Source organism: Leptospira sanjuanensis, from assembly GCF_022267375.1.
Taxonomy (GTDB): Bacteria; Spirochaetota; Leptospiria; order Leptospirales; family Leptospiraceae; genus Leptospira; species Leptospira sanjuanensis.
On record NZ_JAIZBH010000001.1, the window covers coordinates 3,893,905 to 3,906,500 of the forward strand.

12 protein-coding genes and 1 pseudogene are annotated in these 12,596 nt (G+C 44.2%); 2 read left to right on the forward strand and 11 right to left on the reverse strand.

Annotated elements, in window-relative coordinates:
• Positions 1–75: 75 nt before the first annotated feature.
• The gene (gene folE / locus LFX17_RS17580; RefSeq protein WP_118954575.1) at positions 76–627 is read right to left on the reverse strand and encodes a GTP cyclohydrolase I FolE; all 552 of its coding nucleotides are present in this window, start codon (positions 625–627) and stop codon (positions 76–78) included.
• A 186-nt stretch (positions 628–813) separates the two neighbouring features.
• Here folE and LFX17_RS17585 point away from each other — a divergent pair, with 186 nt between their 5' ends.
• Positions 814–2,076, forward strand: a complete 1,263-nt coding sequence (locus LFX17_RS17585; RefSeq protein ID WP_238747840.1) for a glycosyltransferase family 4 protein — start codon at positions 814–816, stop codon at positions 2,074–2,076.
• 129 nt (positions 2,077–2,205) lie between these two features.
• Here LFX17_RS17585 and LFX17_RS17590 read toward each other — a convergent pair whose 3' ends face one another.
• From LFX17_RS17590 to LFX17_RS17605, 4 genes and pseudogenes are all read right to left on the reverse strand, one after another.
• Positions 2,206–2,394, reverse strand: coding sequence for a DUF1289 domain-containing protein (locus tag LFX17_RS17590; protein ID WP_238731390.1), 189 nt, complete (start codon positions 2,392–2,394; stop codon positions 2,206–2,208).
• A gap of 5 nt (positions 2,395–2,399) precedes the next feature.
• A pseudogene (locus LFX17_RS17595) lies at positions 2,400–4,187 on the reverse strand (cation:proton antiporter domain-containing protein).
• Between the two features lie 275 nt (positions 4,188–4,462).
• Positions 4,463–5,008 carry a hypoxanthine phosphoribosyltransferase gene (hpt, locus tag LFX17_RS17600; RefSeq protein WP_238747545.1) on the reverse strand — a complete coding sequence of 182 codons (546 nt, stop codon included), beginning with the start codon at positions 5,006–5,008 and terminating at the stop codon, positions 4,463–4,465.
• Positions 5,005–5,550 (reverse strand): SixA phosphatase family protein, encoded by a 546-nt coding sequence (locus LFX17_RS17605; protein ID WP_238747547.1) that lies wholly within the window; start codon positions 5,548–5,550, stop codon positions 5,005–5,007. The genes hpt and LFX17_RS17605 overlap by 4 nt, the downstream gene beginning before the upstream one ends.
• Positions 5,551–5,597: 47 nt before the next feature.
• Between LFX17_RS17605 and LFX17_RS17610 the strand changes: the two genes are divergently transcribed.
• Positions 5,598–6,272, forward strand: coding sequence for a hypothetical protein (locus tag LFX17_RS17610; protein ID WP_238731393.1), 675 nt, complete (start codon positions 5,598–5,600; stop codon positions 6,270–6,272).
• 144 nt (positions 6,273–6,416) lie between these two features.
• Here LFX17_RS17610 and LFX17_RS17615 read toward each other — a convergent pair whose 3' ends face one another.
• From LFX17_RS17615 to LFX17_RS17640, 6 genes are all read right to left on the reverse strand, one after another.
• The gene (locus tag LFX17_RS17615; protein ID WP_238747549.1) at positions 6,417–7,001 is read right to left on the reverse strand and encodes a hypothetical protein; all 585 of its coding nucleotides are present in this window, start codon (positions 6,999–7,001) and stop codon (positions 6,417–6,419) included.
• A 25-nt stretch (positions 7,002–7,026) separates the two neighbouring features.
• Positions 7,027–8,463 carry a M43 family metalopeptidase leptolysin gene (locus LFX17_RS17620; protein ID WP_238731395.1) on the reverse strand — a complete coding sequence of 479 codons (1,437 nt, stop codon included), beginning with the start codon at positions 8,461–8,463 and terminating at the stop codon, positions 7,027–7,029.
• Between the two features lie 109 nt (positions 8,464–8,572).
• On the reverse strand, positions 8,573–9,691 hold the full coding sequence (locus LFX17_RS17625) for a quinone-dependent dihydroorotate dehydrogenase (RefSeq protein ID WP_238731396.1): 1,119 nt from the start codon (positions 9,689–9,691) through the stop codon (positions 8,573–8,575).
• A gap of 26 nt (positions 9,692–9,717) precedes the next feature.
• Positions 9,718–10,839 carry an ABC transporter permease gene (locus tag LFX17_RS17630; protein WP_238747551.1) on the reverse strand — a complete coding sequence of 374 codons (1,122 nt, stop codon included), beginning with the start codon at positions 10,837–10,839 and terminating at the stop codon, positions 9,718–9,720.
• Entirely contained in the window at positions 10,836–11,792 is a 957-nt protein-coding gene (locus LFX17_RS17635) for an ABC transporter ATP-binding protein (RefSeq protein ID WP_238747553.1), read from the reverse strand. The genes LFX17_RS17630 and LFX17_RS17635 overlap by 4 nt, the downstream gene beginning before the upstream one ends.
• Before the next feature lie 67 nt (positions 11,793–11,859).
• The gene (locus LFX17_RS17640) at positions 11,860–12,591 is read right to left on the reverse strand and encodes an SDR family oxidoreductase (RefSeq protein WP_238731399.1); all 732 of its coding nucleotides are present in this window, start codon (positions 12,589–12,591) and stop codon (positions 11,860–11,862) included.
• Positions 12,592–12,596: the final 5 nt, after the last annotated feature.

Below are 12,596 nucleotides of genomic sequence, written 5' to 3' on the forward strand. Positions count from 1 at the left end.
TCGTGCTTCGCCTTCGCTCTTCACGAGTCCTTAATCTCGCGTTCGGAGCAACACTGTTGCTCCTCTGCGCTGCGATTAGGTTGAACCGGTGCGGATGAGATCCAAGAATTCGGAGCGAGTCACCATATTTTCTTTGAACGCCCCCAACATGCAGGAAGTAAAAAGTTCGGAGTTTTGTTTTTCGACTCCTCGCATCATCATACAAAGATGTTTCGCTTTGATGACGACGGCGACTCCTTGCGGTTCGAGAACGTCTTGAATCGCGTAGGCGATCTGTTCGGTAAGACGTTCCTGAACTTGAAGTCTTCTGGCAAACACGTCCACGATTCTGGGAATTTTACTGATCCCGATGATCTTTTTATTGGGAAGATAAGCCACATGAGCTCTTCCGTAAAAAGGTAAAAGATGATGTTCGCAAAGAGAATACATTTCGATGTCGCGCACGAGAACCATACCGTCGGTGGGTTCTTCAAAGATGGCGCCGTTGACGATCTTAGTGATATCCGCGTGATAACCGGACGTCAGAAAATCGTACGCTTTTTTAACGCGTTTCGGAGTATCGAGAAGACCTTCCCTATTCGGATCTTCTCCGATCGATTTTAGAATGTTTACGATGTTATCTTCCAAGTTAAACTCTCTTCATTCAATTTCCCGTTTTCCGCCGGGAGTCTTTCATTAGATTCCTTTCGGAGAATTTCGGAATTTTTTTTTTCGAATCTCGGATCTATTCCCATTCTCGAAAGTGGCTTCGGAATCATCCATCGGATTTTCATTTTCTTGCAGATTTCCAACACTGGTGAATCCTGTCCGATCATGGGAATCCGAAAAAAAGAAGGAACAATCAACGCCAATTTGGCGATCGGATTGGACGCGCGTATGATCGCACATTCCGGAATCGGAATGAGAATCCGGGGCCTTCTAAAATATCTCGGACCTGCTGCGGCTCAGGAAAATCTGCGGATTTATTTATTCGGGGACGTAGCAAAGATTCGCAACGAAGGAATTCCCTGCCATGAGATTTCGAGTTTGTCCGACTCCAATGAGAATTCAGGGACAAACCAAACCGCAACCGACGCCGCAAAATCGAATGTAAACAAGACGCAAAAAAATTCGGCGACTTCTTCGAAAGCAAAAGAGTTTTCGTATCCGGTCGTATCGTATTCTACTCCTATTTATTCTCTGAAGGAGTTTCTCGGTCATCCTCTTATGGGGAGAATGGATCTTCTGGACATTCCCCACTTCAACGCGCCCTTACCGTATTTGAAAAAGTCGATCGTAACGATTCACGATATCATTCCCTTTCGGATGAAAGAGTTTCACTCGAGCCTCTTTAAGCGGGCTTATATGCAGATCGTATTTCGTTTATTGAAATTCTTTGCAAAAAAGATCGTCTCCGTCTCGGAATATACGGCTCAAGATTTGGAATCCGTTTTTCGTTTTCAGAAACGAGAAATCCGGGTGATTCACAACGGGATCGACGATTCGGTATTTTATCCCGCTTCCGCAGCCGAAAAGAAAACCTTTCTCAAAAAATATAAACTCAAAGAAGGATACCTTCTCAGCGTTGGAATCGGCAAAGGTCACAAGAATTTGAATTTCGTTGCGAACGTTTTAAAACCGTTATGGGATTCAAAACTACTGAAAACCAAATGGGTGTTAGGCGGTGCTTCGGGAAAAATTCCGGATTATCTGCAACAAGACGTAGCCGGTTACGAAGAATTCATTTTTCCCATGGAACGTTTGTCTTTGGACGAACTTCGTTGTCTGTATTCCTGCGCGGGACTTTTGATTTTTCCTTCTAAATACGAAGGCTTCGGCTTTCCTCCATTGGAAGCGCAGGCCTGCGGTTGCCCGGTCGTTTCCTCAAACGCGAGCGTTTTGCCGGAGATATTACAAGAAAGCGTCTCGTATTTTTCCCCCGTCCAACGGCGGGAACTCGAAATTCTTCTGAAGGAATTTTTAAAAGGTCGGAACTACGGCAAAACTTGGGTCGCAAAAGGCAAAAAGAACGCCGCACGATTCTCGTGGAAGAAGGCCGCAAACGAAACGTTAAAGATTTATAAAGAACTTCTTTGAGGCGAGGCAGGAGTTCCTACACTTCGTTTTCGAAAACTGTCCCGACAAAAACATCCGAAAATGATTTACAATTCGACTTCATTCAAAATGAAAACGCCGAAACGACGAACCCCATTCTTCATTTAAAAGTCAGCGAAACTGCTTTTTCTTTGAAAGGATTTCTTCTTTGCGTGCTTTGAGTTTTAAAAAGAGATCGTCCCTTTCCGCATCGGAATAACGCGTCCAATTCCCGATCTCTTCGATGGTTCTGAAGCATCCTTCGCAAAAACCGGTTTCAAAATCCATCGTGCAAATTTTATTACAAGGCGAACGAACCAAAATTCTTACTCCCCTTTCACTTTAGACTTGGAAGCCGCCTTTTTCCCAGCTGGTTTTTTCTTTTTGGATTGGGTCGAGGCGATCGCTTGAATCACGGATTATTCGACTCCGTTCTTCGTATGGTCCACAATCGTTTTCATTTCCTTAAATAAGGACATACCGCTGATTCTTCCCGGAACGATAACGTGAGCCGCACCGCTTTCCACTAAAACTTCGGCCTCTTGCACATCGTCCGTGGTAAGAATGATCGAAGGTTGTGTATGATGACAAATCGACTTGAGAGATTCCAAAAGTCTTCTGTTGGTAGTTCCTTTCAGAATCATATCGGAGATTGTGCAAATCACATAACGTGCGTCTTCGATTCCCAAGTGATGCAGAGTTTCCGGGTTTGCAAGATCTCCGTACGCCCAGCGAATTCCTTTCGCTTCCAAAGACTGGCGAAACACGGGGTTGAAGTCCACGATGAGAATTCGATTCAACCATTCCGGTTTCTCTCGTTCGATTCCTTCCAAAAGTCCTTGTGCGATTCTAAAATAACCGAGAATGACGATATCTCGTTTCGGTTGTCCCGTGATATCCGATTCGGTTCGATCCTCTTCGTCTTTTTCTTTGAGTCCGACGATTGCCAACATCTTCAAAATAAATCTGGAAATCGGATCGTTAAAAAGAATGATATAAGTCGAAACGACGGACGCAAGAATCATCGAAGTTAAAACGGTGGATTCCAATTCTTTGCTGATATGTCCGTAGCCCATTCCCAACGCAAGAATGACCAGAGAGAACTCGCTGATCTGAGCGAGATTCAAGCCGGTTACGATTCCCGCGCGTAGACCCTTTCCGGAAAAATAAACCGGAGTCGCGACCGTGATGACTCTGCTGAAAACCACGAACACGACCGCAATCAATGAAATCGTAATGATCTGAAGAGAAGGAATCGGGATCTTCATACCCAGCGCTACGAAAAACAAAGTGATAAAGAAGTCTCTGATTCCGGAAAGTTTTGCGATGACGTCCGCGCCGTACGGAAACGCAGCGATGCTGACTCCGGCGATCAAGGCGCCCATTTCTTTGGAAAGCCCCGCGCGCTCCGCGAGACCGCAGAGTAAAAAACACCAAGCGATCGAAGTGATCAAGATCAACTCCGGTTTGGAGGCCGCCGCTTGAAACAATTTGGATAAAAAGAATCTACTGATAAGAAACGCGACACAGATTAGAACCAAACCGATCCCGAGCGATCCCGCAATCTTGAGAATCTGCGGATCTTGTAAGTTCGGTTGGACTCCCATAAAGATAATGGCCCAAATATCCTGAAGAACCAAAACTCCGATCGTAAGCCGACCCGCGATCGTACTCACTTCGAATTTATCATGAAGAAGTTTGACCACGATCATCGTGGAACTGATGGCGAGCGCGATCGCAAAGTATAAAAGATCGAACTTTCCCGGCGAACCCGCGAGAATTCCTTTAAAGAATAAAAGACCGAATAATACACAAAAGACGAATTGGCTGATCCCGAGAATGAACATGGATTTTCCCATGCGCGCCAATTCTTTGAGGTCGATTTCAAGACCGATAATGAACAACAAAAGAATCAAACCGATCTCCGAGATCAACTCGATGCTCTCTTCGTTGACCACAAGACCGAAACCCAAGTTCGGCCCGAGCAAAAGTCCCCCGGCCACATAACCCAGAATCAATGGTTGTTTCGTAACTCTGGCAATATGAGAAAAGAATGTAGCGAAGATGATGCTCAACGCAATATCGTTCAAAAGTGAAAGGGAATGATGCTCCATTTACGGGTATCCTAAGGCTGATTTCTTTGTGTTTACTTCTAGTTTCGGAAACAATCTCTCGATAGTTTCTTATAAAACGCCCTATGTACAAAAATAGGAAAGAATCACGGAGCAAAAAACGTTTTTTTTAGCGATTCCTTAAAAACATGAATCGAATCGGAATGATTTCGTGTAATTTTCCGAATCGACATCGACTCGAATCGTTTGCGGAAATGAAAGAAAAGCGTACAAGAATAAATCGGTTCCGTTAAATTTCCGGCATTCTGACTTAAAAATTAAACGGAAATATCGCCCGGTTCTAAAACGTGAATGTCCGGAAGATTTCTGTATTTTCCGTCAAAATCCAAACCATAACCGACGACGAACTCATCCGGGATTCTCCAGCCTACATATTTCACCGGAAATTCTAAGATGTTTTTTCTTTCTTTCAAAAGAAGAGTTACTATTTCAAGACTTGCCGGATTACGCGTAAAGATATGACGTACGAGATATTGAAGCGTAAATCCCGTATCTAAAATATCTTCCACGAGAATGACGTGACGATCGGAGATGTCGACGCTGATGTCTTTTAACAAATCGATTCTTCCCGTGGAAACGGTTCCGGAGTACGACTTCGCTTGAATAAAATCAATCTCTAGAGAAAAAGGAATCGCTCTTGCCAAGTCCGTGAAAAAGAACACTCCGCCGTTCAAAACACAGATCAAAATCGGATTTAGTTTTTTATAATCTTTTTCGATTTCGGAAGCGAGCGCCTTGACTCGTTGCGAAATTTCTTCCTGAGAAAAACGCGTGCGCAGAATATCGGCTCCGGCTCGATTCATCCCGGTACCCAGAAGCGAATGATTTTTCCGGGAACCTTTCCCAATTCTTCCCATGAATCCGTTTCCACTTGTATACTTAGAAAGCCGGAGGTCGGGAACTTATAAAACACGGATTCGGAAAGCGATAAGTCTTCCGTCCCTCGAATGAGTCGATTTGCAATCTCTTCAATCCCTGGATTATGACCTAACAAAACAACATTCTCCAATCGAGAGTCCAACTCTCTAAGTTTCTGGAGAATGTCTTCGCTATCGGATTCGTATAATTCTTCTGTTGCTATCATTTCGGAAGACAGCTTTCTATTCTTAGTTATACTCTTATAAGTGTCCAGAGTCCTTTTAGAATCTGAAACTAAAAATAGATCCGTTTTGAATTCTATCTTTTCCAAATACTTCCGAAGAGCGCGAGCGTTTTTCTTTCCTCGTTCGGAAAGAGGTCTTTCGTGATCGGACTTGAACTCGGTTTCCCAATCCGATTTAGCGTGTCTGATTAAATGAATTTGTTTCAACGAACTTTGTCTCTCGCTTTCCCATTTTCCGGTCAACTTAATTTCATTGACAAGATCCAAAAGAAGACTGTAATTATGGGGCTATGAAACATGTCTTTGCGTTAGCAGGTATTGCTTTGCTCGTTTTACTGCCGGCCGTGTTAGGTGCACAACTAGCTGGTCCTCCCGACGAGGAAAAAGCGAAGAAAGACGTTCAAATTTATTGGCTGAAAAAGAATGCGGGCGATAAAATTCAATCCATCGAGAGCAACGGTGAGCCGGTTCTTATCGAAAACGCAAAACCGAATGTCGATATCTTATACAAATTTCCATTTTTAGTTACCGCAAAACGCAAAGATGGTAGCGTAACGCGTACCGAAGTTGGCGCGAATTACGTTTTTGTTCGCACAAAAGGCTGGCTGTTTTCCGAATTGGGTTTCGGTAAGAATATCGTATTATCCGATCCCGGCAGAGAATCTCCTGATAAAGAAGTCGCGCTGAAATTGATCGAAGAAGGTCTGTTATCCGAGCGATGGAAAGGAAAAATAATCGAAAACCTAAAGATCGGAGATCCGATGGCGGGCAGCGATCTGGAAACGTATTGGTATCGTTATGCGGGTGAATACGAGGTTGCAGACTATAACACCCGTTATACGTGTACCGGAATGATCGTTCGTTTGTTTAAGGAAGAAGCTTCCGCAAACGATTGGAAATTGGATTGGAAAGAAAAGGGAATTTGTAGACAAAGCGCTGGAAATTCAAACGAACCTTCTCCGTGAAAATAGGAATCGGTTCGTTCTAAGAATATTTCTTGATTCGATTTTACGATCGATTTTCAAATCGGTTTCCGCAATTCACCGAAACCGATTTTTTTCGAATTCTTATCAGAGCGCGTTTTACGGATCCTTCACGATCAAATTCTTTTAAGGATTTTTTGTGGAAGGTCCGGACTTTCTGAAATTCTGATTCTCTCTAAGCTTATCCAAGCTTTCCTTTTTCAATCGATCAACAAAACGAATCGAACCGACTTTTCCCAATCGAAGTTCTTTCAACGTATTCTGAATCGAAGATCCGATTCGTTCATGAGTAGAATACTGTTTTAGAAAATTCTCCGTTTGAGCCTTATCCAAAAAATAATACGTTTTACCGTAAGAGAACACGGCCGAATTTCGAATCGAAGGATGTGCGTTTTCGTTCGAAATCGTCGATTCCAAATGATTCTTTGCGGAATTTCCTCCGAAATCGGCGATCAGTTCGTTGATCTGAGAAATCGCATATACTCGCAGGTCCGGATCTTTTGAAATTGCGATCAAGTATTCCTGAGGATTCGGATTGATCGCGAAGATTTCGCGAATCAAAGTTTCTTTGTCGATATGTCCGGTTTGTGTGGCGATCTCTTTGATCTTATTGTATTGAGTTTGATCCAAGGTTTGCGCTTGAACCGCCGAAGAAATCCATAGTAGTAAGAACGTGATTGAAAAAATAACGCCGTTGGTTTTGAGTTTCATAAGCCGATCCGTTAATTCCATTTTCTTAATATACCAGTGGATGAGAACGAAGTACCCATCCTTGTTCCCCGGTTAACTGAGTTTGATTGATCGCCGGATTTCCGGCCCAAAACATAAGATTGAGTCCGCCGCTGTTGAAAAATCCGTCCCCTAAACATTCTCCCAAGCCTACGAGATTATTCCCGTTTTGATCCCTGCATTCCGGGGTTTCTGGTAAAGGGTCCAAAGTGTATCGTCCTTTCACCACGTCCTTTTCCACCGGATGATAAAGACCTAAGAAGTGCGCACCTTCGTGTGCGATCGTTTTTGCGAGAAAAACTTGATCGGCCGAACAAGTTAAATCGGAGCCGACCGCTCCGCAGCCGGAAGCGGTTCTGTGATTTTCGATAAACACGACCATTCCCGATTTCGGAGTTCCGGCCACCGGAATCCCGGGAATACCGGAAGAAATTCCTAAGATGCCTGCAGGAGCGCTGCTGGAAACGGTATAATCTCGGGTGATATAGATGTTTAAAGAATTCGCGTCTTGAACGCCGGAAGGATTGGTTCTATAAAGAGATCCCAATGAATTAGCGACGTCTCCATAATCGTCCGTGATATTCGCAATCGTAAGATACGACGCACCCGCAGCGGCAACGGACGCAGTCACGCTTACGTCGATTTTAACGGTATTCTGTGCGTAAATATCTTTTACGGTTTGAATCATCGTCGTCATAGCGGCCGTAGTCGGGGTTGTAACCGCTCCGGGAATAAAAATCAGATTGATGTTCAACTTCTTACGAGATTGCCAAATCTTACTCAAACCGGAAGCCGCGCTTCCGAAAAGTCCGTTCGGCTCGGCGCGAAATTTATATTCTTCACAGGTTTGAACCGTATTGTTCGTGACTCTTCGAGTTGTGATCGACGGACTCGGAATGCTCGGTAAAATAAAATCGGTTCCTAAGAGATTGGTAGTAAAGTTATTGTACCCCGAACTGGGAGCGTAATATCCAGGCGTCGCGCCGATCGGAAATGCGGTCGTTGCGGACCGATATCCGGCGGATTCGCTTTTCCCGTTGTCTTGGATTAAATTACCGGTTGCCGTTTCCCAAAGAGGATAGATAAAACGATTCGGATTGGACGAGAACGCGTGGTTTTGTTCCGTATAAACGATTCCCATCGGATTATTTTTTCCGATGCCGGGAAATTTAACCGTACCAACCAGATAGGCCGTTCCTCCGTCCGCATAAGCGCCGCTTTCCGTTAATAAGACTTGGCTCAAGGTAGAAGTGGAAACGCTGAAGTTCGGTGCGCTTCCGCTCGTGCGGACGTTTTCCGCGGGATCGCAATAATAAAGAGCTTCGTTGATCGCATAAAGACCTAAAAGAAGTTGTAAGTTTTTGGCGGTATCGTCGTCTTTTGCGGGACAACCCCACATCAAAGAACAGAGAATCGAAACTATAACTAAAGATCTTCCCAACATATTCCTTCTTTCCTACGGTCTTTTAGAAAGCCCTAATATTCTAAAACAATCAATTCGTTTATCGTTCTTTATTTCAATCAAAAGGAAAGAATTCGGGAACGATCACAAACTATTTCGAATCGAAACGGAGTTCTTTTTCCTTTCCTACCAAATCCGACACCGATTTTAGATCCTGTTTTTTTAGGAACTGATCCAAAAATTCGAGAATTCTCAAAGGTAAAAAGGGCCCTTGATAAATATAACCGGTATAAATCTGAATTAGGTCAGCGCCCGCGAGAATTTTTTCAAGCGCCGCTTTTCCCGAGTCGATACCGCCGACTCCGATGATCGGAATTCTTCCTTTTAAAATTTGATAAGCGACTCGAACGAATTCAGTTGATCGCTTTTTTAGAGGAAGGCCGGAAAGCCCGCCTTCCTTTTCCACATTCGGATATCGCTTCAGGGAAGATTTATCGATCGTAGTGTTCGTCAAAATCACGCCGTTCAATTTCAAACTCAAAGAGGTTTCGAGCAACGCTTCCAAATCCTTCGTTTCCATATCGGGCGCGAATTTCACGAACAACGGAATTTTAAAATTCTCACCGAGTCCGTTTCGAATCCCTTGAATCAATGAAACGAAATTCTCCTGTTTTTGAAAATTGCGTAAACCCGGAGTATTGGGAGAACTGATATTGATAACCGCATAATCGCCGTAAGGCGAAAGCTTCTTCAGAGTATAAACGTAATCTTCGATCGCTTTTTCTTCGGGAACGATTTTCGTCTTTCCTGCGTTTATGCCGCGAATCTTTCTTTTTTTCTGGGAAGAAATCGTTTTCTCCGCCAAGTCCGCGCCGGGATTGTTAAATCCCATTCGATTGATGAGAGCTTGATCTTCCGGATAACGGAACACTCTGGGTTTCGGATTTCCGGGTTGGCCTTGGCCGGTGATCGTTCCGATTTCGACGTGACCGAAACCCATGCGAGAAAGAAACGGATACAGTTCTCCCGTTTTATCAAAACCCGCACCCATTCCCAACGGATTTTCAAACTCGATTCCAGCAACCTTCGTTTTTAAACGATCGCTTTTATACGAAGTCGTCAATTCGATCATAGGTAAAATGCCGGGAAGCTTATTGCTGATCCCGAGAAGCGTCTTTGCAAGATCGTGTGCGGTCTCGGGATCCAAAGAATGAAAGAACGGTTTCAGAAACGTCGAATAGGCGGCTTGTCGAAGAAAAGAAGAAAGCATCTCTGAAACTTTTTAATCCGCATTGGTCAAGACCAGCGAAAAATTCTAATTCCCGCAAAAAGAAAAATCACTCCATATACGAATAGCGAAAGCGCGGCCGGCAAGACGAAAGCGAATCCCGCTCCTTCGATAAAAACCGCACGCAACGAATCGGCCATCAACGTTAAAGGAAGATTTCTGATAAACGGCAAAACCGCTTCCGGAAAATTCTGATAGGAGAAGAAGATTCCGGAAAGAACCATCATCGGAAACGTCACAGCGTTCACGAGACCGTTTCCTACTTGAGAACCGGCGGCTCTCGATCCGACAAACATTCCGATACAAGCGAATGCAAAGTTACCCGAAAGATACACCAAAAGCGCGGCACCGATCGATCCTTCCAACGCATTTTCGAACGTGGAAAGCGTGAAGCCGAGCAAAATCGCGGATTCGACCGCAGTCACGATCAAACGCGTAAAAAAGAAAGAGAGAAGAAAATACAACTTGTTCATCGGTGTTGCGGACATTCTTCTCAAAAGCTTTTTCATCCGCATCTCGATCAAATTCCAGCCGACTCCCCAAAGACAAGAGTTCATCACGCCCATCGCGATCATACCGGGAACTAAGTAATCGATGTATCGCGTACCCTTGGATTCCAATCGTTCTATCTTGGAGATGAAACCGGTTTCGTTCGATCGAATCTTGGAAAACAAAAGAAGATAATCCCTCTGTCCGTTCGGATTTTCTCCGTCAAAGGAAAAATGAACCGTTCCATCCTGAGTTCGTTCGACGATTACGTTCAACTTTCCTCGTTTGAGATCGCGGATCGCGTCTTCTTTGGAAAGAATCACGAATTTCAAAGAAGGGAGTGAGCCCGGATTGGAAACGGAAGAATTTTTCTCTTGATTTCGAGTCGGCTCTGAAACCGCTCCGGAAAAACCGTTTTGCGGGTTTTGAACGTCGTTTGCACTCAGCATTTTTTTAAGTTCTTCTAGTTGATAAGAATTTTCTAATACTGCGATTTTAACTTCTTCCGAGCCCTGTCCCGCGAAAGCGACTCCTAAAACTCCGGCCATTGCGATCGGAAATAAAAACGCCCAAAATAAAATTCCGGGTTCTCTGAAGAATTCCTTCAGCTGAATGCCGACCAATTGAAATATCTGTTTCATCCTTCCAACCCTCTTCCGGTCATACTCAAGAAAAGATCGTCCAATGTCTTTTTATGACATTCTAACGTGTTTAATTTTTTACCAGATGAGCCGATCGCCTGCATCAATCCGGGAAGATAATCCGCGATCGCGGAAACATAAATTCGCGCTTCGGACTTCGCTTGATCCCAGAAAAATTTATATCTTCCTTTTTCGGGAATCCAAGATTCGGGGTTAGAACCGTCTTCCATGGAAAACCGGATGATTTCTCCTCCGTCCGTCCTGCCGAGAAGATCGGAAAGCGTTCCCTGATCCAAAATCTTTCCTTTATCCATGATGATGATCCGTTCGCAAAGCGTCTCAGCCTCTTCCATGTAATGTGTGGTGAGAATCATCGTGGTTTTGTTTTCGCGAAGACGATCGAGAATTTTCCAAACGTCCCGTCTCGCTCCGGGATCCAGTCCGGTTGTGGGCTCGTCCAAAAAAAGTATTTCAGGATAATTTAATATGGAAACTCCGAGCGCAAGCCGTTGTCTTTGACCGCCGGAAAGATTGCTGACGTACGCCTTTCGTTTTTCTTCGAGATTGATCAATTCGAGAATCTCGTTGATTCTTTCCTTTTTACTTTTGTAAAAAGTCCCGAAAAGATCGAGGGTTTCCTGGACCGTAATCCGATCCATAAAACGCGTTTCCTGAAGCGCCAAACCGATCTTGGATCGAAGAAATGTTTCGTTTTGTTTCCAAGTCGTTCCGAGAATCGAAATCGAGCCGCCGTCCGGTTTTTGAATTCCTTCCAACATTTCGATCAAGGTCGTTTTACCGGCGCCGTTCGGTCCGAGCAAAGCGACAAATTCTCCCTTAACGATTTGAAGACTTAGATCGTTAACCGCGACCGTGTTTTTAAATCGTTTGACCACGTTTTTGACGTCGATCACGGTTTCCGTAGAACTGTTATGATTTGTATTCCGGTTCAAGAGATGTCCTTTTCATACTACATTCTAAATTTTGAATTCGTTTGTGCGAACTTATGATTACGATTCCTTATGCGTTTTTAATCATTCTATAAATCAAAGAAGGAAAAAGTCGGAGTGCGACTCCTAAATACTTTACGACGCCGATTCCGATATACGTTCGATTCTTTTCAAGTGCGGCGATAAACTCGTCCGCAAGGGCGGAAGTGGTCAGTTTATTTTTTCCCCTGCCCGCTGTCATCGGAGTATCCACCTGTGGCGGAAGCATTTCGATCACTTTGATATTGGTTCCTTCGAGTTGGTAACGGAGCGCTTCGGTGAACATATGTAAGCCGGCCTTGGTTCCGCAATAAAGCGGTGCCGATCGTTTCGGAACGAGCGCCAGCCCCGATGTTACGTTTACGATCGCCGATTCGGAATGCGTTTTTAAAACCGGAATTAAAACCGAAATCAATCGGACCGGAATCGTTAGATTCGTATCGATTTCTTTTTGGATAAACTCCGTTTGATCCGGATCTTTGGAAAAATCCGGATTGTATTGAATGCCCGCGTTGTTGATCAAAATATTAAGCGAAGAATATTTTTTACGGATCGTCGATACGAGTTTTTCGAAGTCCGACGGTTTGGTGAGATCGCATCGAATCGTTTCGATCCCGGGAACGGAGGATAACTTAGAAAGGGAATCCTTGTTTCTTCCCAAAGCAAGAACCGTATTTCCCAAACCCGCAAATCGTTTTGCAAGTTCCAAACCGATTCCGGAAGTCGCGCCGGTGATTAAAATCGTATTTCCAGAAAGTTTCATGATCC